At 72.1% G+C, this 21,379-nt stretch carries 17 protein-coding genes and 1 pseudogene; 13 read left to right on the forward strand and 5 right to left on the reverse strand.

Translation table 11 applies throughout. The annotated features are described in order from the left end of the window. Window positions 1-194 precede the first annotated feature (194 nt). Window positions 195-314 (reverse strand): annotated as a pseudogene (locus OG413_RS30550) (IS5/IS1182 family transposase); the annotation flags it as partial. 171 nt (window positions 315-485) lie between these two features. Then, window positions 486-836 (reverse strand): hypothetical protein, encoded by a 351-nt coding sequence (locus OG413_RS30555; RefSeq protein WP_266811256.1) that lies wholly within the window; start codon window positions 834-836, stop codon window positions 486-488. A 664-nt stretch (window positions 837-1,500) separates the two neighbouring features. On the opposite strand from OG413_RS30555, the gene OG413_RS30560 reads away from it, so the two are divergent. The 9 genes from OG413_RS30560 to OG413_RS30600 all read left to right on the forward strand — a co-directional run bounded on the left by OG413_RS30560 (window position 1,501) and on the right by OG413_RS30600 (window position 11,566). Beyond that, window positions 1,501-2,616 carry a glycosyltransferase family 4 protein gene (locus OG413_RS30560; protein ID WP_266811257.1) on the forward strand — a complete coding sequence of 372 codons (1,116 nt, stop codon included), beginning with the start codon at window positions 1,501-1,503 and terminating at the stop codon, window positions 2,614-2,616. Then, window positions 2,613-4,103, forward strand: coding sequence for an exopolysaccharide biosynthesis polyprenyl glycosylphosphotransferase (locus tag OG413_RS30565; protein WP_266811259.1), 1,491 nt, complete (start codon window positions 2,613-2,615; stop codon window positions 4,101-4,103). The genes OG413_RS30560 and OG413_RS30565 overlap by 4 nt, the downstream gene beginning before the upstream one ends. Window positions 4,104-4,105: 2 nt before the next feature. Then, complete coding sequence (locus OG413_RS30570) at window positions 4,106-5,464, forward strand: O-antigen ligase (RefSeq protein WP_266811261.1); 1,359 nt, start codon at window positions 4,106-4,108, stop codon at window positions 5,462-5,464. Between the two features lie 161 nt (window positions 5,465-5,625). Next, on the forward strand, window positions 5,626-7,305 hold the full coding sequence (locus OG413_RS30575) for a lipid II flippase MurJ (RefSeq protein WP_266813173.1): 1,680 nt from the start codon (window positions 5,626-5,628) through the stop codon (window positions 7,303-7,305). Then, window positions 7,295-8,131, forward strand: coding sequence for a polysaccharide deacetylase family protein (locus tag OG413_RS30580; protein ID WP_266811263.1), 837 nt, complete (start codon window positions 7,295-7,297; stop codon window positions 8,129-8,131). The genes OG413_RS30575 and OG413_RS30580 overlap by 11 nt, the downstream gene beginning before the upstream one ends. Next, complete coding sequence (locus OG413_RS30585; protein WP_266811265.1) at window positions 8,128-9,279, forward strand: glycosyltransferase; 1,152 nt, start codon at window positions 8,128-8,130, stop codon at window positions 9,277-9,279. Before OG413_RS30580 ends, OG413_RS30585 begins: the two co-directional genes overlap by 4 nt. Further along, the gene (locus tag OG413_RS30590; protein ID WP_266811267.1) at window positions 9,276-9,965 is read left to right on the forward strand and encodes a lipopolysaccharide biosynthesis protein; all 690 of its coding nucleotides are present in this window, start codon (window positions 9,276-9,278) and stop codon (window positions 9,963-9,965) included. The genes OG413_RS30585 and OG413_RS30590 overlap by 4 nt, the downstream gene beginning before the upstream one ends. Next, window positions 9,962-11,110, forward strand: a complete 1,149-nt coding sequence (locus tag OG413_RS30595; RefSeq protein WP_266811268.1) for a GNAT family N-acetyltransferase — start codon at window positions 9,962-9,964, stop codon at window positions 11,108-11,110. Before OG413_RS30590 ends, OG413_RS30595 begins: the two co-directional genes overlap by 4 nt. Before the next feature lie 174 nt (window positions 11,111-11,284). Continuing rightward, complete coding sequence (locus OG413_RS30600; RefSeq protein WP_266811270.1) at window positions 11,285-11,566, forward strand: chaplin; 282 nt, start codon at window positions 11,285-11,287, stop codon at window positions 11,564-11,566. A 72-nt stretch (window positions 11,567-11,638) separates the two neighbouring features. Here the strand turns inward: OG413_RS30600 and OG413_RS30605 are convergent, their stop codons facing one another. Further along, a complete protein-coding gene (locus OG413_RS30605) occupies window positions 11,639-12,499 on the reverse strand; it encodes a tyrosinase family protein (RefSeq protein ID WP_266811272.1) in 861 nt (286 codons plus the stop codon). Window positions 12,500-12,518: 19 nt separating this feature from the next. After that, on the reverse strand, window positions 12,519-13,088 hold the full coding sequence (locus OG413_RS30610) for a tyrosinase family oxidase copper chaperone (RefSeq protein WP_266811273.1): 570 nt from the start codon (window positions 13,086-13,088) through the stop codon (window positions 12,519-12,521). Window positions 13,089-13,309: 221 nt separating this feature from the next. Between OG413_RS30610 and OG413_RS30615 the strand changes: the two genes are divergently transcribed. From OG413_RS30615 to OG413_RS30625, 3 genes are all read left to right on the forward strand, one after another. Next, complete coding sequence (locus tag OG413_RS30615) at window positions 13,310-14,593, forward strand: cytochrome P450 (RefSeq protein WP_266811275.1); 1,284 nt, start codon at window positions 13,310-13,312, stop codon at window positions 14,591-14,593. Between the two features lie 156 nt (window positions 14,594-14,749). Then, a complete protein-coding gene (locus OG413_RS30620; RefSeq protein WP_266811276.1) occupies window positions 14,750-15,934 on the forward strand; it encodes a glycoside hydrolase family 26 protein in 1,185 nt (394 codons plus the stop codon). Between the two features lie 225 nt (window positions 15,935-16,159). Further along, window positions 16,160-18,682, forward strand: a complete 2,523-nt coding sequence (locus OG413_RS30625) for a SpoIIE family protein phosphatase (RefSeq protein ID WP_266811278.1) — start codon at window positions 16,160-16,162, stop codon at window positions 18,680-18,682. A gap of 78 nt (window positions 18,683-18,760) precedes the next feature. Here OG413_RS30625 and OG413_RS30630 read toward each other — a convergent pair whose 3' ends face one another. After that, the gene (locus tag OG413_RS30630; protein WP_266811279.1) at window positions 18,761-20,143 is read right to left on the reverse strand and encodes an MFS transporter; all 1,383 of its coding nucleotides are present in this window, start codon (window positions 20,141-20,143) and stop codon (window positions 18,761-18,763) included. A gap of 340 nt (window positions 20,144-20,483) precedes the next feature. Here OG413_RS30630 and OG413_RS30635 point away from each other — a divergent pair, with 340 nt between their 5' ends. Then, complete coding sequence (locus tag OG413_RS30635) at window positions 20,484-21,353, forward strand: helix-turn-helix domain-containing protein (protein WP_266811280.1); 870 nt, start codon at window positions 20,484-20,486, stop codon at window positions 21,351-21,353. Window positions 21,354-21,379 lie beyond the last annotated feature (26 nt).

A 21,379-nucleotide genomic window follows, 5' to 3' on the forward strand; every position in this document is an offset into this window, starting at 1 on the left:
GGGCACAGTAGCGACCACCACCCCGCCGGCGAGGATCCGGCCGCATGAGCCTGTCTCCTTGGAAACTTCTCAGGACGCCGCTCCTGGCGGTAGGCGGGGTGTTCTGCCTACGACTGTGCGAGGACGCGACCGGCGTAGGTGAGTCCCGCTTTGCGCGAGTCCGCGGAGTCCGCGGAGTCCGCGGAGTCCATGGTGCAGCGTTCAGCCGTGTTACGCGCTTTGTATGCCTCGGCGTCGAAGCCCGGCGGGCGGCCTCCGGCTTGGCCTCGCCGAGGACGATGGCCGATCTGGTCGGCGGGCTGCGGGGTGACGGCCGGATGGCACGCCGGGCGTGTCTTGTGGATCAGGGCAATCGCGCCGCCCGCACACGGGCATGGACAGGCGGACGCGTGTCGTCCGCCCGCCGGTCAGGGCGAGTTGGACTCACGGCGGCGCGCGGAACAGCTCAGGACGGCCGACGGGGACGGTGGCGCGGGAGTCGGGCATCAGGACCGGCTCACGCTCTTCTCGGCTTCCGTGTCCGCCGACCGCTGCTTCGGGCCCCAGGTCTCACCAGTGGTCGCCACGCCGATCAGGCCGACGACTCCGATGACCACATAGAACCCGGCCGGGCCCGCCCAGCCGAAGGACTCCGCGAGCAGCACGGCGAGGAACGGGGCGAATCCGGCGACGGACGCCGCGATCTGGTAGCCGAGGGACGCTCCCGATGTACGGGGGCTCGTCTTGAACAGCTCGGCGAACCAAGCGGCCTGGGTACCGGTCAGCGCGGCGTGGATCACGCCGATCGCGATCATATAGACCAGCACGATGAACACCGGGTTGCCGGTGTTGGCCATCAGGAACATCGGGAAGCCGAAACAGACCGCCAGCGCGGCTGTCGCGGTTCCGGACGCGAACCGCTGTCACGGGCGCCCCGGAATCCCCGCCGCTTTGCGGAAAATAGAACTAAGCAGTTGAACGAATGGTGGGCCTTACAGGTATTAAGGCAATCGGCCGCATATCACCCTCATGAAGAGGGTGAGGTCAGGACCGCGTGAACTTCCGCTTCCCAGGCCATTGCCGCCTTGACCCCGCCGCACCGCCCAGCAGGAGCCCGGTTCCACCTGGACCAAATAGGCGTACGGCATTTCCGGAACTCCACTGGAACAGCCTGCCATTCGAGTGTTCCCCACATGGACGCATGAGCGAGTCACGCGCGTCTTTCGGCCTTCTGTCTGCCAAAGTGCACTTCGTCTTTACTCACTGGATTGATCCCGCAGTTGACGTCGCGAGACGTCACATCCAAGAAGTCGTGCGACGGCCTCGTGGATGAGGTCTCTCCTACCCGGCTGCCCGACCGCCTTCTTTCTTCGGCGGTCGGATCACCGTCGTTTCAGAATCTCCTGATACCAGGGCTATCCCGAGCCTGCGCTTCGGGGGCACGTAAGAAGAGAGCCGGCCGTGCTGCAAAAGCGTTGCGCTGAAGAAAGACAATTGACGGTCCTTCATTTGGTACAGCCAGTGGATGGCGGCGTGGCCCGGGTGGTCACCGACCTCGTGAAGGAGCAGGCTCGCGCGGGTCTGCGCCCGGTGGTGGCCTGTCCGCCCGTCGGCCCGCTGGCGGCCGGAGCCGCGGCGGCCGGAGCAGTGGTCCACAGCTGGCCCGCCGTGCGGGCGCCCGGTCCCCGGCTGGCCGGGGAGGTCGCGGCCGCGAGCCGCTTGATCCGTGAGTGCCGCCCGCATGTGCTGCACGCGCACAGCGCCAAGGCGGGTCTCGCGGGCCGTATCGCCGCACGCGGCCGGGTGCCCACCGTGTTCCAGCCGCACGCCTGGTCGTTCGAGGCCGTGGACGGCCGCACCGCCGAGCTGGCCCTGAAGTGGGAACGCTTCGGGGCGCGTTGGGCCGACCACATCCTGTGCGTCAGCGAATCCGAACTGCGCACCGGGCAGGAGGCGGGCATCACCGCCCGCTGGTCGGTGATCCACAACGGGATCGACCTCGCCCACTTCCGCCCCGGAGACCGGACGGACCGCCGGACGGCCCGCGCGGCCCTGCCTCTGCTGGACGGCGTCGCGGCCGACGCCCCGCTGGTCGTCTGCGTCGGCCGACTGAGTCGGCAGAAGGGCCAGGACGTGCTGCTGCGGGCCTGGCGGCGGATGCGGGTCGCGGGTGCCCGACTGGTCCTGGTGGGCGACGGTCCCGATCTGGACAGCCTGCGGGCCGCGGCACCCGACGGTGTGCTGTTCGCCGGAGCGAACGAGGACGTGCGGCCATGGATCCACGCGGCGGACGTCCTCGTCCTGCCCTCCCGCTGGGAAGGCATGGCACTGGCCCCTCTGGAGGCCATGGCCTGCGGCCGGCCCGTCGTGATGTCCGACGTCAACGGCGCCCGGGAGAGCCTGCCGCCCGGTCACGAGGCGCACTGCATCGTGCCGCCCGAGGATCCGGCGGCCCTCGCCTCGGCGCTCACCGGCCTCCTCACCGATCCGGCGCTGAGGGACGCGCTGTCCCGCAGCGTCCAGCGCCACACGCGAGCTGTCTTCGACGTCCGGGAGACCGCGGGGGCGGTAGCCGGGCTTTACCAGGAACTCGTCGGCTTGTCCGGCCCCACGATGAGGAAGCGCACCGAGCGATGACGACGGAGAGTGCACCGGTCCCCGGCACTGCCCAGGCAACAGCCCTTCAGGCACACACGGTTCATCCGCCGCGAAGAGGCGGGGCCCGCGCGCCGTCCCTGCGTCGCGCCCGCAGGGGCGGCCGGTACGCACCCGCGGCGCGGCTGCTGCTCGCCGACTCACTCGCGCTGGGCATCACCCTGGCGATGTTCTCCCCGGTGCCGTGGCCGTCGGCGACGATCGCCGCCCAGGCCACGGCACAACTGATGCTGCACGGCTACCGGGGGCTGTACCGGCAGTGCCTGTCCCCCTCGGCCCTGTCCGAGCTGCCCGCGCTCCTGGGCCTCGCCCTGCTCCAGTGGTACGTGACCGCCGAGCTGCTCGCCGCGTGGGACCCGCGTCACGCGATCGGCTGGTCGGCGCTGGCCTGCGCGGCGGCGGCGCAGACGGTGCTCTGCTGCGTCGCACGGGCCGCGGTCCACCGCGCACGCCTGCGGTCCGGCGCGAGGAACCCGCTGCCCACCGTCGTCGTGGGGCACGGAGCGACCGCCCAGCAGGTCACGGCGGCGCTGTACGAGCACCCCGAGTACGGGCTGCGGCCGGTCGGCCGGGTCGTCCCCACCACTGCCCCGGACGGGGGCTTCACGGGCTCCCCGGTCGGATTCCCGCCCCTGCCCTCCCTGGTCACGGTGGAGGATGCGGGCCGGGCCGTCGTCCAGTACGGCGTGCGCCACGTGGTCTTCACCGCCCCGCCCGAGTCGACCCCCGAAGGAGCGGCCCTCTTCGGTCTGTTCGTCGGGCACGGCTGCCGGGTGTGGCTGATCAGCAGCCCCGGTTCCGGGGCCGCCGCCCCGCGACTGGCCGGGGCCAGGCCGGACCACCTGTGGGGCTTCACCGCGTATGCCCTGCACAGCGGAGCGCACCGGCCGCTGACACACCGGGTCAAGCGGGTCATGGACGCCGCGCTGGCCGCGCTGGTCCTGCTGGCGGTGGCGCCCCTCATGGGGGTCTGCGCACTGGCGGTACGGCTCTCCGACGGACCGGGCGTCATCTTCCGGCAGGAACGCGTCGGCCGGCACGGACGGCCGTTCGTCCTGCTGAAGTTCCGCACGCTGCGACCGGCCGACGCACAGGAGTCGGCCACCCGGTGGAACGTCGCGGCCGACGGGCGGATGAGCCGGGTCGGCCGGATCCTGCGCCGCACGTCGCTCGATGAGCTGCCGCAACTGTGGAACGTCCTGCGCGGCGACATGAGCCTGGTCGGCCCCCGCCCCGAACGCCCCTTCTTCGTCGCCCAGTTCAGCCGGGCCCACCCCGGCTACCAGGCCCGCCACCGGATGCCCGTCGGCATCACCGGACTCGCCCAGGTGAACGGCCTGCGCGGCGACACGTCGATCGAGGAGCGGGCGCGGTTCGACAACCGCTACATCGAGACCTGGTCGCTCTGGCAGGACGCGTGCGTGCTCGCCCGCACCGCCGGTTCCCTGTTCCGGCTCGGAGGCAGCTGATCATGGCCGTGACGTACACCGCGGCTCCGCCCGTACGGACCGTCCCCCGCGTCGCCGCGGGCCGTTGGAAGAACCAGTGGCCGTTGCTCCCCCTGGTCGCGGCCGTGCTGCTGCCGGCGGTCCCGGTCGCGGCCCAGGGTTCCGGTGCCTGGCCCGGTGTCCCCCCTGCCGATGTCGCGTCGGGCGTCGCGGTGCTCCTGTGCGTGGGCCGCTTGCTGTTCCTCCGGCAGCGTCCCCTGACGGCCGCCGCCGCGCTGGTCCTGGGCCTCCCCGCCCTCGGATTCGCCGTGGCGACGGTCACCGCGGCCGATCCGGCCGGCGCGCTGCCCGGCCTCGTGCGCTACCTCCAGGTCTTCGTCCTGGTGCCGGCCGCGGTGTTCCTTCTGGTCAAGGACGCCCAGGGGTTCCGGATCGTCTCCGGCGCCCTCGTGCTCCTGGCGCTCGTCCAGGGCATCACGGGCGTCCACCAGTACGTCACCGGCACCGGCGCCTCGTACATGGGCGAGGAGATCCGGGCCGTGGGCACCTTCGGGCCCAGCGACATCATGGGAATGGCCACGGTCGTCGCCTACGGCCTGCTCGCCGCCACCGCCCACGCGCTGCGCACCCCCGAGGGCGCTCCCCGCTGGCTCCGGCCCTGCGCGACCCTCACCGCCGTCGCGCTGACGGTTCCGCTCGTGCTGTCCTTCAGCCGGGGGGTGTGGATCGCCACGGCGGTGGCGGTCGTCGCCGTGCTCGCGCTGACCGGCCGACAGCAGGCGATCCGCTCGCTCACCGTCCTGTGCGCGGCCTCGGTCGTGCTCGTCGGGGGCCTCGGCATCGGCGCCGGAATGATCTCGCAGCGGCTCGACAGCGTCACCGAGGTGACCCGGAACCCCGACCGGTCGGTCAGCGACCGGTACGCCATGTGGAGCGCCGCGGCCGGTATGTGGCGCGAGCGGCCCGCCGCGGGGGTCGGTCTCAAGGGCTTCCCCGCGCACCGCGACGGGCACGCCTCGATCGGGCTCTCCTCGGGCAGTGACACCGAGGGGGCGGGCCAGGCGTTCCGGCGGCAGTCACTCCTGTCCCCGCACAACATGTACCTGCTCGTGCTGGGCGAGCAGGGGCTGATCGGGCTCACCGCGGTGCTCGGCAGCTGGGCGGCGATCCTGGTCGGTTCCGTACGCAGGCTGATCCTCGCCCGGTCGCGCGGGCACGCGGCCGTGGACTGCGGTCTGGTCGCGGTCGGCCTGATGATCTGGCAGACCGTCAACTTCCTTTACGCGGACATCGGCGGCCCCACCACGGTACTCGGCGGAATCATCCTCGGGCTCGCCGCCTGGTGGGCGTTGGCCGAGCCGGAAAAGGTGAGCGCCGCGTGAGCGATACCGGCACCGGGACGGAGGCGGAGGCGGCGGAGCTGCGGTCTCCGCGCAAGCCCGTCCTCGGGGCGCCCCTGGCACCCGAACAGGCAACCGCCCCCCGGCCGCCCTCCACGCCACGGGGCCGCGCGGCCCCCGCCGCGGCCGGTGGGGTACCGCGCATGCCCGGCGGCACCGGCACCGCGACCGGTGGCACCGAGTCCTCCGCGAGCGGCGATCCCGGCACCGCGACCGGGCGTTCCGGCACCGGCGGCGAGACCCCCGGGCTCGGCTCCTTCCTCGCCAGGGCCGCGGCCGTCACCGCCGCGCTGACGGTGATCGGGGCCCTGCTCGGACTGGTACGGGACCAGGCCATCGCCCGCTACTTCGGGGCGAGCGACGCGAGCGACGCGTTCCTGATCGCCTGGACCGTGCCCGAGATGGCGGCGACGGTGCTGATCGAGGACGGCATGGCGCTGCTTCTCGTCCCGGCCTTCAGCCTGGCCCTGGCCCGGCGGGCGGCCGCCCCCGAAGGGGACTGCCGCACGGACGACCCCGTCCGGGAGCTGATCGCCGGGACCCTCCCCCGGCTGTCCGCCCTGCTGGCCGGCGGCGCGGCACTGCTGATCGCGGGCGCCCCCTGGGTCGTCGGCGTGCTGGCGCCCGGCCTGCGCGACCCCCGGCTGGCGGTGGACTGCACGCGCCTCACGGCCGTCACCGTGCTCACCTTCGGCATCACCGGATACTTCAGTGCCGCCCTTCGCGCACACCGCAGTTTCCTGCCGCCCGCCGGGGTCTATGTCGCGTACAACGTCGGCATCATCGGCATGACGCTCATGCTCCACTCGGTCTGGGGCGTCCGCGCGGCGGCGGCCGGAGTCGCCGTCGGCAGCCTGCTGATGATCCTGACCCAGTTGCCCGCCTTCGTCCGGCTGCTGCCCCCGCGGCGCCGGTCCGGGGCGTCCCATGCCCTGCGGCGGCGGGTGGCGAGGAGCACCGCCCCGCTGCTGAGTGCCACCGTGCTGGCTCCGGTCGTGCTGTTCGTGGTGAGCCGTCAGTCGCAGGTCCTGATCGAACGGTTCCTGGCCTCCACCCTGCCCTCGGGGGCCATCTCCCATCTGAACTACGCGCAGAAGGTCGCGCAGATGCCGATGGTGCTGTCCCTGATGATCTGCACGGTGACCTTTCCCGTGGTCGCCCAGGCCATGGCGGACGGAGACCGGGACAAGGCCCGTCACCGGGTCGAGCGCGACCTCGCGCTGGCCGGGATGGTGGTGCTGCTCGGCACCGCGGTCCTCCTGGGATACGCGCCCCAGATCATCGAAGTGCTCTTCCAGCGCGGCGCGTTCGGCACCCGGGACACGGCGGCGACCGCCGATGTCATGCGGGTCTACGCCGTGGGTCTGCTCGGCCACTGTCTCGTCGGCGCCCTGAGCCGGCCGTTCTTCTCCACCGGGCGGCCCACCTGGTTCCCGGCCTTCGCCATGGCCACGGGGCTGCTGGTCACCACGGGCGCCGGGTACGCGCTGACGTTCCGCTTCGGCGTCAACGGCATCGCCACGGCCAACGCCATCGGCATCAGCACCGCCGCGCTGCTCCTGCTGATGGGGCTCGGTACCCGGGTGGTCGCGATCCGGGTCCGGACCGTCGCCGCCTCCCTGGCCCGGCTGGCGGGCGCCGCCGCGGTGGCCGGGGCGGCGGGCTGGGCCGCCGCGCCCGCGGTGACCGGTCCCGTTCTGAGCCTGGCCACCGGCTGCGTCCTGGTTCCCGCGGTCTTCCTGCTGGCCGGGCTCGCGTTCAGAGCTCCCGAAGTCGTCCATCTGCTGGCCCTCATCCGAGAGAGGTTCTTCCATGGCCGCTGACCCCTCGGCGCGTCGCGCCGGCTCCCCTTCCTCCCGGCTCCGGCAGCCCGGCCGTACCCAGCCGTGGATTCTCACCTATCACTCGGTGAGTGATCCGCGGCACGACCCGTACGGCATCACCGTCTCCGCCGAACGGCTCGACCGGCAACTGGCCTGGCTGCGCGGCAGACATCTGACCGGTGTCGGGATGTCCGCCCTGCTGCGCGCCGACGCCGCCACCCGGCGCGGGCTGGTCGGGCTGACCTTCGACGACGGCTACGCGGACTTTCTCCACGAGGCCCTGCCGGTACTGCGCCGGTACGACTGCACGGCGACGGTCTTCGTGCTGCCCGGCCGGCCGGGCGGTTCCAACACCTGGGACCCGCTGGGCCCGCGCAGGCCGCTGCTCACGCCGAGGGAGATCCGCCGCCTCGCCGACGCCGGCATGGAGATCGGCTCGCACGGCCTGTTCCACCGGCATCTGACCACGCTGTCCGACGACGAACTGCGCGCCGAGACGCTCCGCAGCCGGGAGCTGATCCGCGGCATCACCGGCACCGCTCCCGAGGGCTTCTGCTACCCGTACGGCACGGTCGACCGGCGCGTGATCGACGCGGTGCGCGACGCGGGCTACGGCTACGGCTGCGCCATCGCCCCCGGTCCGCTGCTGGGTCCCTTCGCCCTGCCCCGTACCCACATCAGTCAGGCCGACGGCGGTGTCCGGCTGCGGGCGAAGGGGCTGCGGCACGCGATGCGGTACGGCAGGGGGAACGCTCCGGGGTCCCGGACGGGCCCGTCCGACGGGAGTGGTGTCACCCCTCCGGTCCCGACGGGCGGCCACCGATGAGAGTGCTGCACATCATCACCGGGCTCGGGGTCGGGGGCGCCGAGCAGCAGCTGCGGCTGATGCTGCGCCATCTTCCCGTCCGCTGCGATGTCCTGACGCTCACCAACCCGGGAGCGGTGGCCGCGGGACTGCGCGCCGACGGTGTGCGGGTGGCGCATCTGGGGATGGGCGGCAACCGCGACCTCGCGGCCGTGAGCAGACTGACCGGGTTCATCCGCGCGGGCGGGTACGACCTCGTCCATACGCATCTGTACCGGGCCTGCGTCTACGGGCGGATCGCCGCACGGCTGGCCGGCACCCGCGCCACTGTCGCCACCGAGCATTCGCTGGGGCGGGCGGAGATCGAGGGCCGCCCGCTAACCCGCGGCACCCGCGCGCTCTATCTGGGAACCGAGCGGCTCGGGTCGGCGACGGTCGCCGTCTCCGCGACCGTCGCCGGACGGCTGCGGGAGTGGGGGGTGCCCGCCGCACGGATTCACCTCGTACCCAACGGGATCGACGCGGTCCGGTTCCGCTTCGACGGCGGGGAGCGGCGCTCGACCCGGGCGCTGCTGCGCATTCCGGCCGACGCCTTCGTGGTGGGCGGCGTGGGACGGCTGGTTCCCGGTAAACGCTTCGACGTGCTCGTCCGCGCGGTCGCGGCGCTGCCCGGTGCCTGGCTGCTGCTGGCCGGGGACGGGCCCGAAGGCGCTTCGCTACGGGCCCTGGCCCACCGGCTCGGCGCCCTGGACCGGATCCATTTCCTCGGCGAGTGCGACGCCGGAGCGTCCGGACCCGCCCCCGGCGTCCCCGCGTTGCTCAGTGCCATGGACGTGTTCGTCTCGACGTCCCGCGAGGAGTCCTTCGGGCTGGCGGCGGTCGAGGCGCTGGCGGCGGGGCTGCCGGTACTGCACGGTGCCTGCCCCGCGATCGACGACCTGCCGGCCGCCCATGCCCCGGGCGCCACCCGCATCGCGGGCGGCGCGCAGGAGCTGACGGCGGCGCTGCGGCAGCGGATACGGGCCGTCGTCGACTCCTCGGCGCCGCACCGGCTTCCGCCGCCTCGGGCGGTCCGCCACTACGACATCAGGCGCAGCGGCGAACGCCTCATGGACGTGTACACGCATGCCCTCGACACCGCCCCACCGACCTGGAGAGCACACTCATGACCGAGTCTCCCGAGAAGCAGCAGGCCGCCCCCGGACGAAACCGCCTGCGGCGCGCACTCCCGTTCCGGCCCCCGCATCGGCCCCATTGGTGGCCGCTGCCCGTCTGCATCGTGCTGGGCACGGCGTGCGGGCTCTCCTACGGCCTGCTCAAGTCTCCCGAGTACGCGGCCACCAGTTACGCGATGGCGGTGGTCGAGAAGGGCGCGGACCCGTCCGCGGCCATCGGCTACGCCCAGTCGTACGGGCGGCTCGCCACCAGCGACGCGACTCTCTCGTACGCGCACGGTGCCGCCGGTGAGCCGGTGGCGGCGCTCCGTACCCAGGTGCTCTCGGAGACCTCGCCCGACTCCCCCATGATCGCGGTCACCGGTACGTCGAGCGATCCGCGCCGGGCCGCCGACATCGCCAACGCCGTCATCGAGGCCGTCATCATCAACAGCGATCATGTCGCCGAGGCCACCGGGGTGAAGCTGATCCAGTACACCCACGCCATGACGCCGGACCGGGCGGTGTCGCCCTCCGTCCCCGTCGGCACGGCCGTGGGAGCGTGCGCGGGCGGCCTGATCGGCGGGCTCGTCCTTCTCGTACGGCCCCGCCGGAAGGGCTGGACCGTGTCCGCCCAGGTCCCCGGGCCGACGTCCGCCGGTGAACCCGCGTCCTCGGGCGACCGGGAGCTCGTCCGATGACCGCGCACGGGCCGGGCGGCCTCGCCGTCACGCTCTGCCGTGATCCCGGGGAGTTCGGCGCGCTCGCCGGGGAATGGGACGCGCTGCATCGCCGCTGCGCCACGGCGACCCCCTTCCAGCGGCACGCCTGGCTTCATTCGTGGTGGCTCTCGTACGGCCAGGAGGGCCGGCTCCGCGTCGTCCTGGCGCGTCGTGGCGGGCAACTTATCGGCGCGGCGCCGCTGATGCTCGTTCACCGGCCGATGCCGCTGCTCGTTCCGATGGGCGGCGCGATCTCCGACTTCTTCGACATCCTCGTCGACGAGGAGTGCGCCGCACTCGCGGTCTCGGCACTGGCGCGCGGGCTCGACCGGGCCGCCCGGCACGCGGTGATCGACCTGCGGGAGGTGCGGCCCGACGCGTCGGCGCAGCTGCTCTTCGGGTTGTGGCCGGGTGCCAGGAGCCGGCTCACGGACTCGACGTGCATGGAGCTGCCCGCCGAGCCGATCGAGGTACTCATCCGGCGCATGTCAAGTTCGCGTGGACAGCGGGTGCGGTCCAAGCTCCGCAAGGTGGACGCGCTGGGGGTCGAGTCGCGGCCGGTGGTGGAGGACGAGGTGCCGGCCGCGGTCGGCCATCTGCTGCGGCTGCACGAGCTCCAGTGGCGGGGGCGGGGGATCAACCCGGAGCACCTCAGGCCCCGCTTCGCCGCGCATCTGGTCCGCGCCACCGGGCGGATGGTGCGGGACGGTGACGCGGCGCTCACCGAGTTCCGGCTCGGGGGCGAGGTGGTCGCGGTCAACCTGTCGCTCCACTCCGGCCGTCTGACGGGCGGATACCTCTACGGGGCGCATCCCGGTCTCAGGGACCGGAAGGTGGACGTGGCGACGCTCCTGCTGCGGGACGTGGCGGGGCAGGCGGCCGGCACCGGGCGCAGCGTGCTGAGTCTGCTGCGCGGGTCGGAGCAGTACAAGAATCACTGGCATCCGGTCGCGGTGGTCAATCAGCGGCTGCTGCTGGCCCGTTCCGGTCTGGAGCCGCTGCTTCGGCTGCGCGAGTCGCAGGTGGCTGTGCGGGACCGGGCGGCGCAGAGCGTGAAGGCGCGTTTTCCCGCGGCCCGGGACTGGCGCGACCGGCTGACGAGCCTCTCCGTCATGGGCCGGTGATCCTGCGGGGGCCCCACGCGGCCGACGCCGTCGGCGAGTGCCGGTGACACCGTGCGGAACGAACCGGAGATATCACCTTTGTGTTGATCCGTTACCGTCTGCCGACTTTCGCGTTGTCACAGCATGCGGGGCCGCGTGCTCCGCAGCCAACCTCGATCCTTACAAGGAGTACTGATGTCGCGTATGACGAAGGTGGCCGCTGTGATGGCGGGCACCGGTGCCCTGATCGCCGGAGGCGCCGGGATGGCCTCCGCCGACGCCGGTGCGTCGGGCCTCGCCGCCGCCTCGCCGGGTGTCCTCTCGGGCAACCTCATCCAGGTTCCGGTTCACGTTCCGGTCAACCTCTGCGGTAACACGATCGACGTGATCGGGCTGCTCAACCCGGCCTTCGGCAACACCTGCGTGAACGCCTCCGGGGGCCACGAGACCGGTGGGGACTACGGCTACGGCCACTGATCTTCCCCCAGGAAAACGGCCGGTGTCCCTTCCGTCGGAAGGGACACCGGCCGTTTTTCGTGCCCGGGAGGTTCAGACGTACCGGTAGAAGCGGGTGTGGTCCAGGAGCTGGGAGGGCGCGACGTTCCACGGCGGCATCCGGTCGTCGATGCCGAACACCCGGTCGCGATCCGTATCGGGAGAGGACGGCTTCCGGCCCGGCAGGTAGCCGCCACGGGGATGCGCCTTCTGCCACCGGGTCCAGAGCAGGTCCATGAACGCGTGGTGCAGCCAGAAGACCGGGTCGTCGGGTGAGGCGGCGCCCGCCATCGGGCCGCCGACCCACTGGTGCACCCGGTTGTGGTTGGCCACCGGGCGTGAATCCCTGATGCCCCAGCCCTCGATCCGGTTCCGGAAGCCCTCGACGCTGACACTGTTCCAGGGCTCGACGTCGTAGACCGGATCGCTCAGCGCCCGGTCCACCTCCTTCTTGGTGGGCAGCGTGACCGGGTTGTGCGATCTGCCGAGGTTGCGTGCCAGGAAGCGGTCGTCGGTCGTGCCGCCGCTCGTGCGCCAGTTGCCCTGCCCGTACGCGAACGGTCCGGTCATGACCTGCCGGTCGCCGGGCCTGCCGTCGCCGCCGAGGAGGTCGTCCGCCCACAGGGAGGAACTGGGTGTGTTGTCGCGGGTCCAGTCCCAGTAGGGAATCGATACGCCCGGATCGACGGCCTGCAGTGCCGCTTCGAACTCCAGCAGGTACCTGCGGTGCCAGGGGAAGAAGGACGGAGTCATATGGGCGGGCCGGGGGCGGTTCTCGGCATCCGACACATAGAACTCCTGGTGCATGACGACGAACTCGTCGTACCGCCCCGAGCGCTTGAGCCGCAGGAGGGCGTCGACCAGGCGCCGCTTCTCCGCCCGCGTGAGATCCCGCTGATTCTTTCGGTTGTACACCGGTGCTCGTCCTCCTGGTTCACATGCTGTGCGTCGTGGCGAGGGACAACTGGGAGTGGCCGAGTTCATCGACCGCGGCGCGGGCCGTTTCGACCAGCGTCGGGAAGGACTCGTAGTGATTGACGTGACTCAGATAGGTCCCGTCGGCTCGCCGCATGATGTGCAGGGGTCTGCCGTCGATGAGGACCTCGATGTGCGGAACGGCCGCGAGGACATGACCCGCGGGTACCGCTCCCGCGGGCGCCGGTGCGGTCGATGTCCCCCGGATGTCGCGTCCTCGGTACATCTCGGCGAATCGCTCGGGCCGCGGCAGCGCGCCGCCGGTCCCCGTCCCCGCGCTGTTCGGCGTCCCGGCACCGTGCGCCGCGGCACCTCGCGGCGTGCCGGGCGCCGCCACCCCGCCCGGAGGCGGCGTGCCGGGCGCCGCCTCCGGGCGGGGCCCGGCTTCCGCGTCGCTGTCGAAGACGGGCGCGAGCACTCCGGCCGTGCCCGCGACCATACCCACCGTGAAGGCGGCACGCAGCACGATGCGGCGGGGCAGGATGCGCGCTCCGGCCGTGGTGCCGCTCGTGTCCTTGGTCAGATCCATGGGGTACGCAACCTGCCTCTCGTCAACTCTCACTGGTGCTGCCGAAGTCGGGACCGACCGCGACACGGTGTCGGAGCAGGGGCCGTCCGGGGCCCCGCGCGCGCCCGGTGTTCCGGCAATCGCGTGACATGGCGGGCCGACGGCCCGCGACTGCCGCGTCGTACGCCGGACAGCGCGCGGCGGACCGGAACATGGCGTGCGAACTCTTGGAGGTGGTGGGCATGACCGTTCCGACCCGGATGTCCGGGGACCGCGTACCGCGCACGGAGGGGGCGAACCTCGCCGACCCGCTGTTCTGGCAACGGCCGCGAACGGAACGCCTCAAGGCGTTCGCGCAGCTGCGTGAGCTGGACGCACCGGTCGGTTTCACACCCCGCGCGGGTGCCTCGCGCACCTTCGGCACCGCGTTCTACGCGCTGGTGAAGCACGCGGACGTACGGGCCGCCAGCCGAAATCCCCAGATCTTCGCCAGCGCGCCGGGCGTCACCACGCCGGAGCCGGCGCGCTGGGCGCGGGCGGTGTTCGGGAACTCCATGGTCAACATGGACGGCGCCGAGCACACGGCCATGCGCCGGATCATCTCCCGGTCCTTCACGCCGCGCCTGCTCGCCGCCGCCGAGGAGAACATCCACCAGGTCGCCAGGCAGCTGGTGGACGAGGTGGGCGCCGGCTCCGCCGCCGACTTCATGCCGTCGGCCCCCGCCCGTCTTCCGCTGGAAGTCATCTGCGACCTGATGGGCATCCCCGAGCACCACCGCCCGGAGATCGCCGCCCAGATCAATCACGCCTCGGAGCACGTCGGCGTGCAGCGCCGGGGACGGGCCCGGCTGCGCGTGCCCGGACGCGGTCTGCGTTCCCTGGCCCGCATGCAGATCGTCATGGCGAAAGTCGCCCGTGAGCGCCGCCGTCACCCCGAGGACGACCTCGTATCGGCTCTCGTCAACGCGGACATCGACGGCGAGGCGCTGTCCTCGCGCCAGCTCGGCGCCTTCTTCTCCCTGCTGCTCGTGGCCGGCGTGGAGACCACCCGTAACGCCATCGCCCATGGCTTGTCCCTGCTCACCCTTCATCCGGAGCAACGCGAACTGCTGGAATCCGACTTCGACCGGTACATCGACGGCGCCGCGGACGAAATTGTCCGACATTCGACACCGATCATCCAGTTCCGCCGGACAGTCACGGCGGAATACTCCCTGGGTGGACGCACATTCCTCCCCGGAGACAAGGTCGCCCTCTTCTATGCCTCGGCGAACCGCGACGCAGCGGTATTCACCGACCCCGATTCTTTCGACATCACCCGCTCCCCCAATCCTCACCTGGGATATGGCGGAGGCGGCCCCCATCACTGCCTCGGGGCACACCTGGCCCGGCTGGAGATGAAAGCCCTGCTGCGGGAATTGCTCACCAGGAAGAATATCTTTCGACAGGTGGCGGAAGCGGAGCTTGTCGATTCGAATTTCGACAACCGAGTACGCTCCCTGCCCTTCACGTTTCAACAGACTTGACCCCTGCCGAAACCCTCCCGGTCGAAATTCACTTGAATGGACCGGCCGAAACGCCGGAAATCATCAATGGCTCTTTTCGGGCCCTGTGGTACCCGATGATGAAAATCTCCCCACGTCGTCGAACCGGCCGGAGTTTCCCCGGAGCCAGGAGGAGTAATGCTCGCAAAGCGCCGTCTCATCAGTGCGTGCACCGCGGCGGTCGCGCTCAGCATCCTGGCCGGCGGCGGAATCGCCGGGCAGGCTCCGCCGAACTCCGACTCCGTCGACGGCGCCGCGCCTGGCCCGCCCGGTGCGGGCGGTACCGCACACGGCGCCTACCTGGACTACGGGCCCGCCGGCGTACGAAGAATGGCCGGCCTGTCGCGCTGGCTCGGCGGTGCCGAGCTGCGCGCGGGGCACAGCTATCTGCCGGGCGATCTCTGGGTGAACATCGAGGGCAGACCGGAATTCCTACGTTCCTGGGCGAACTGGCGGCAGGCGAAGAGCGACCGGATGTTCGTGCTCAACACTCCCATGCTGGAGCGGAACGAGGAGCACGTCCCGGACGCCGTGGTCCGCACCATGCTGCGCGCGGGGGCCGCCGGAGAATACGACGAGCACTTCCGGAAGCTGGCCGAACGCCTGGTCTCCCTCGGTATCCCGGACACGGTGATCGTGCTCGGCTGGGAAATGAACGGCACCACGTACACACATCGCTGCGGCCCCGATCCCGCGTCGTGGAAGGCGTACTGGAAACGCATCGTCACCGCCATGCGCGAGGTTCCGGGCCAGCAATTCCGTTTCGACTTCGCCCCCAGCCGCGGGCGGGACGCGATTCCCTGGACCGACTGCTATCCCGGCGACGACGTGGTGGACATCATCGGCATGGACTCCTACGACCAGCCCCCCGGCGAGTCCTTCGACGACCAGGTCAACGCACCCTACGGACTGCGGAAACACGTCGACTTCGCGGCCGAGCACAATAAACCCATCTCCTATCCGGAGTGGGGCCTGTTCCGTAACGGCGACAATCCCGAGTACATGCGCCGCATGCTCACGTGGATCGACCAGCACGATCCGCTGTACCAGACCCTCACGGACTACTGTCCGCACGGTGTGTGGCAATGCGCCGACAACCCGGAGTCCTCACGGGTGTACCGCTCCATGCTGACCGAGCAGGCCGCACCGGCCGACCCCGCCACCCCGGCCCCCTCCCCGACGCCGACACCCTCCGCACCCGTCCCGCCGACCCCGACCGCGCCCGTGCCGGATCCGGGCTCCCGCAGATGGTGCGTCACGCTTCCCTTCAGCGACTGGTTCGGCCATTGGCTGAGGGAACGCAAGATCTGCGTGCGCTACTGACCCGCCCATGGAAACGGCTCCGACTCCCGCGGGAGTCGGAGCCGTCCACCCACACGGGTCCAGCGCGGGGGAATGCGGGACGAGCGGCGCCCGTCGTCACGACAACGCGCGTGGGGACGGCGCGGTCACGCCGCCGAACGGGGGAAGCTCCCCGCGCACGGCCACGCTCGTGCACATTCCCGGCGGAAGCGGGACCATGGAATCCCAGAGAGTGTGGTGAGGCGCATGGCAGCCGCCGCTGAGCAGCCCGAGCCGGGCTCCGGCGCCCTGCCCTCCACGGGACCGCAGGGGCCCTTCGACGCGTCCAACGACGCGACGGCCGTGATCGCCGGGGACGGCACGGTCATCGGCTGGACCAAGGGGGCACAGGACCTTCTCGGGTACACCGCCGCCGAGGTGACCGGCCGGTCCGCGGCCATGCTGCTGGCGGTCCCCGAGGACCCCATCCGTACGGCGGGTGTCGCCGAGCGGTGCCGGGCGGGGACGGGCTGGAGCGGACTGATTCCCGTGCGGTGCCGGGACGGCCGCCGCATCGACGTGGAACTGCGGGTGTCCGCGTCCTTCCGGATCGACGGCCGCGAGTGCTTCCTGGTGTCCGGCACGGAGCGCAAACCGCAGTGGACGATGCGCCAGTCCGTACTGGACGGCTTCCTGACCCGCTCGCCGGTCGGCATGGCGGTGCTGGACACGGAGCTGCGCTACATCTGGCTCAACGACACCCTGGAGCGTCTGGGCGGTGTCCCCCGTGAGCAGCGTCTGGGCCGCCGGATGAGCGAGGTGCTGCCGGGGCTCGGGGCCGACCGTCTCGAAGAGCTGATGCGGAAGGTCACGGAGACCGGCGCACCGGTCACCGACTACGAGTACCAGGGTTGGAGCTGGGCCGATCCGCATCGCCCGCACGCGTACTCGGCCTCGTTCTTTCCGCTGGTCGACGAGGAGCGGACCGTCACCGGCGTCTGCTACATCGTCCTCGACATCACCGACCGGTGGAACGCCCAGCGGCTGCTGTCCCTCGTCAATGAGGGCGGGGCCCGCATCGGCAGCACCCTGGACGTGCTGCGGACGGCTCAGGAGCTGGCCGACTTCGCCGTGCCGCGCTTCGCCGACCTCGTATTCGTCGATCTTCTGGAGCCGGTCGTCAGCACCGATGAACAGCGGGTGCGGCTTTCCAGCACCCTGCGGGCGGCCGACGGTCCAGTGATGCGGCGGGCGGCCATGTGTTCGGTCCGGGAGGGCTGCCCGGAGGCCGTCGCGCGGATCGGGGAGCTGGTGGACTTCACCCCCCCGCCGCACGATCCGCGTTTCCTGATCGACGGCGAGCCGGCGCTCATCCCGGTGCTCGACCCCACGAGCCCGATGTGGGCCGTGGACCAGCCCGCCAGGGCCGCGCGCATGCGGGAGTTCGGGCTGCACTCCCTCATCTGCGTGCCGATGCGCGCCCGCGACACCGTGCTGGGCCTCGCCACGTTCGTACGGTCGCGGAATCCGGTCTCCTTCGCGGAGGAGGACGTGGCACCGGCCCGCGAGCTGGTGGCGCGGGCGGCGGTGTGCGTCGACAATGCCCGCCGCTACACCAGGGAGCACACGGCGGCGCTCATGCTTCAGCACAGTCTGCTTCCGCAGACGCTCCGCAGCGGAACGGCCCTGGACGTGGCCTCCGCCTATCTGCCCGCGGACGCGAAGGACGGGGTCGGGGGCGACTGGTTCGATGTGATCCCGCTGTCCGGCGCCCGGGTCGGCCTGGTCATCGGCGATGTCGTCGGCCACGGCATCAGCGCCGCCGCGACCATGGGCCGGTTGCGCACCGCGGTGCAGACCCTGGCCGACATGGACCTGGCCCCCGATGAACTGCTGGCCCGCCTCGACGATCTGGTGCTCCGGCTGAGCCAGGAGGAGTCCGACGACGAGGCCGCGGGCCCCGCCAGCACGACAGTGCTGGGCGCCACGTGTCTGTACGCCGTCTACGACCCCGTGACGCGCCGCTGCACCATGGCGCGCGCCGGGCATCCGCCTCCCGTGCTCGTCACCCCGGAAGGCGACGTCAGCTTTCCCGAGCTGCCCGCGGGGCCGCCGCTGGGGCTGGGAGGGCTGCCGTTCGAGGCCGTGGAGATCGAACTTCCCGAAGGCACTCTGCTCGGCCTGTACACCGACGGTCTGATCGAGGGCGCCGACCGGGACGTCGAACTCGGCATGTCCCGGCTCGGCCGCGCCCTGGCCCGGCCCGGCCTTCCCCTCGACACGCTGTGCACCAGCGCCGTCGAGCAACTGCTTCCCGTGCCGCAGCCCGACGACATCGCGCTGCTGCTCGCGCGCACCCACGCCCTGAGCGGCGACCAGGTCGTCTCGTGGGACGTACCCAGCGAACCGGCGGCCGTCGCCGGGACGCGAGCCCGCGCGGCCCGTCAACTGGAGAGCTGGGGACTGGCGGAGCTGGCGATGACCACCGAACTGATCGTCAGCGAGCTGGTCACCAACGCGATCCGGTACACCTCGGGGCCGGTACGCCTGCGGTTGCTGCGCCAGTCGGTCCTGATCTGCGAGGTCTCCGACGCGGGCAGCACGTCGCCCCGTCTCCGCCACGCCCGGACGACGGACGAGGGAGGGCGCGGCCTGTTCCTCGTCGCTCAGCTCGCCGCGCGCTGGGGCACCCGGTACGCGGCCCACGGCAAGATCATCTGGGCCGAGCAGAACCTTCCGGAGGACGACCCGCATACGCGTCCTCCGGAGGACGAACCCCATACGGGGTGAGCCCGTTGGTGTCGCTCGTCGGCCCCGGCGGGAGTGCCGCACGGCCCCCGAGGCAGGGAAACGCCACTGCGCCCGGAGCTATCGCCCGATCCGGGCGGCCGTCGGCAGGCCGAGCAGCAGGACGACGCCCGCGGCCACGGCGTACGCGAGGTGGTGGCCCGACAGTGTGGGGGTGCCGTGCCCGGCGGTGGCGGCCACGGCGGCCAGCACGGTCGGGCCCACGGCGCTGCCGATCTGGAGAGCGGTGACCGTCACCGCCGACGCGGTGCCGTGGGCCGCTTCCGGGACGCCGCTCAGACCGGTGACGCTGATGGCAGGGAAGGACAGCCCCTGTCCGATGCCGGTGATGACCAGCCCGGCGAAGACCGGCCACCAGTAAGTGGATTGGGCACCGGCCAGGCACCACAGCAGCACTCCGCCCGCGGTCAGCAGCAGCCCCGCGACGAGGACGGGGCGGGCCCCGAACCGTGGGATCAGCCGGCCGGACACCAGCGCCGCGCAGGTGACGGCGATGCTGACCGGCAGCACGGCGAGGCCGGACGCGGCGGCGGACATTCCTCGCACCTGCTGGAGGTGGAGCGGCAGCAGGAACAGCGCACCGCTCACGCAGAAGTAGAAGGCCGCCCCCATGAGCGCGGCGGTCCTGACGCCGTCCAGGCGCAGCAGCGCCCGGTCGAGAAGCACCGCGTCGGCGGACCGGGTGCGCCCTCGCCGCCACCACACGGTCCCCGCCACCGCCGCGGATCCGAACGCGACGAGGAACATGCCGCCGCCCGTCCGGGCCGCCAGGTCGGCGCCCAGGACGAGCAGGACGATCGCCGCCATGAGGGCACCGGCGCCGACCGGGTCCGGGCGGCGCGCCCGCTCCACCGTGCCGGTGGGCAGACACCGTACGGCGGCCGCGGCGGTGACCGCGGCGGCCGCCGCCTGCAGGACGAACACCCAGCGCCAGCCCAGCGCGTCGGTGATCACCCCGCCGAGTACGAGCCCGGCGCCGTAGCAGCCCGCCTGCGCGGACGCGTAGACGCCGAGCGCTCTCGTCCGGGCGGCGCCCTCCGGGTACAGCTCGGTGACCAGGGCGGTGGCGGCGGGCATGGTGGTCGCCGCGCCCGCGCCCTGCACCACGCGGCCCGCGGCGACCAGCCAGAAGGCCGGGGCGAGGAACGCGAGCACGGCTCCGGCGGCCAGCATCAGCAGCCCGACGACCAGCACCCGCCGCCGTCGGAAGCGGTCGGCCATGGCACCGCCGCACAGCAGCAGTCCGGCGAACGCGAGCGCGTAACCGGTCACCGCCCAGGACAGATTCTGCGCCGAGGTGCCGAATTCGGCGCCCAGGGAGGGCAGGGCGCTGTTGAGTACGGCGACGCTCCCGGCGTCGAGCCCGGCGGCGGCGCTCAGGACGAGAAGGGGCAGGTGCCTCGGCGCCACCGGCGGGCGGCCGAGTGTGGGGGCGGTGGACATCTACGGGCTCCGAAAGGCGTGGACGATGCGGACGGGGCACAGTCTTCGCAGGTCGGAGGAGGTGGACCAGATACCGGTCGGGGGTGGCCCCGGCAGGGCCACCCCCGGGACCGCCGCCGGTCGGGGCGAGGAGAGATAATCGGGCGATATGGCTCTCGTTCCCCCGGCCCCGCGCTCAACGGCCCCGGCGTCCGGATCCGCGCGCGTCGCTTTTGCCCCCGCGCCGCCGGGTCCCCCGGCGTCCGGCGCCGTGCCTTCCGCTCCCAACCCTTCCGTACCCAACCCTTCCGTACCCGTGCCTTCCGTACCCGTGCCTTCCGCACCCGCTCCTTCCGCTGCCGTGGCCTCCGCTCGTGGTGCTTCCGAGCCGCCGCTGCCCGAGCTGGCGCACTTCCTGCGGTCGCGGCGGGCCAGGCTGACGCCGGAAAGCGTGGGCCTGCCGCGTTCCGGGGCGCGCAGGCTGCCCGGTCTGCGCCGGTCCGAGGTCGCCGTGCTGGCCGGGATCAGCCCCGAGTACTACACCCGGCTGGAACAGGGCCGCCAGCGTCACCCTTCGGCGGAGGTCCTGGATTCCCTGGCCTCGGCGCTGCGCCTGGACGCCGACGCCCGACGCCATCTGCACCGCCTCACCCTCCGGGCGTCGCGGCGGGGCGAAACCGGGGGCGACGCGGCCGGGGGCACCCCGAGCGTTCCGGCGGCGACGCTGCGCCTGCTGCGGACCATCACGGTGTGGCCCGCCTACGTCGTCAGTCCGGTGCGTGATGTGCTGGCCTGGAACGACGCGGCGGCCCGGCTGATCACCGACTTCGCCGCGCTCCCCGTCCCGCACCGCAACCTCGCCTGGTTCGCCTACGCCGACCCGCACTCCCGGAGGCTCTTCGTGGACTGGGACGCCGTGGCCCGCGGCAATGTGCACCGGCTGCGCGACGCGCTGGCCGCCGATCCCCACCATGCGCGGGGCAACCGGCTGGTGGCCGAACTGGCCGCGCACAGCCCCGGGTTCGCGGCCGCCTGGGAGGATCACGACGTACGCGGTCCGGGCACCGGCCACAAGGATCTCGACCATCCGGTGGCGGGGCGCCTGCGGCTCGACTACACGGTGTACGTGCTCCCCGGTGCGCACGCGCTCGAACTGGTCGTCATGACGGCCCCGGAGGACTCGCCCTCGTACCGGGCACTGGAGGCGGGCGCGGCAGCCGGACCGGGCTGACCGGACTCCCCGGTCCGGTCAGCCGC

It is taken from the genome of Streptomyces sp. NBC_01433 (assembly GCF_026340105.1).
Lineage (GTDB): Bacteria > Actinomycetota > Actinomycetes > Streptomycetales > Streptomycetaceae > Streptomyces.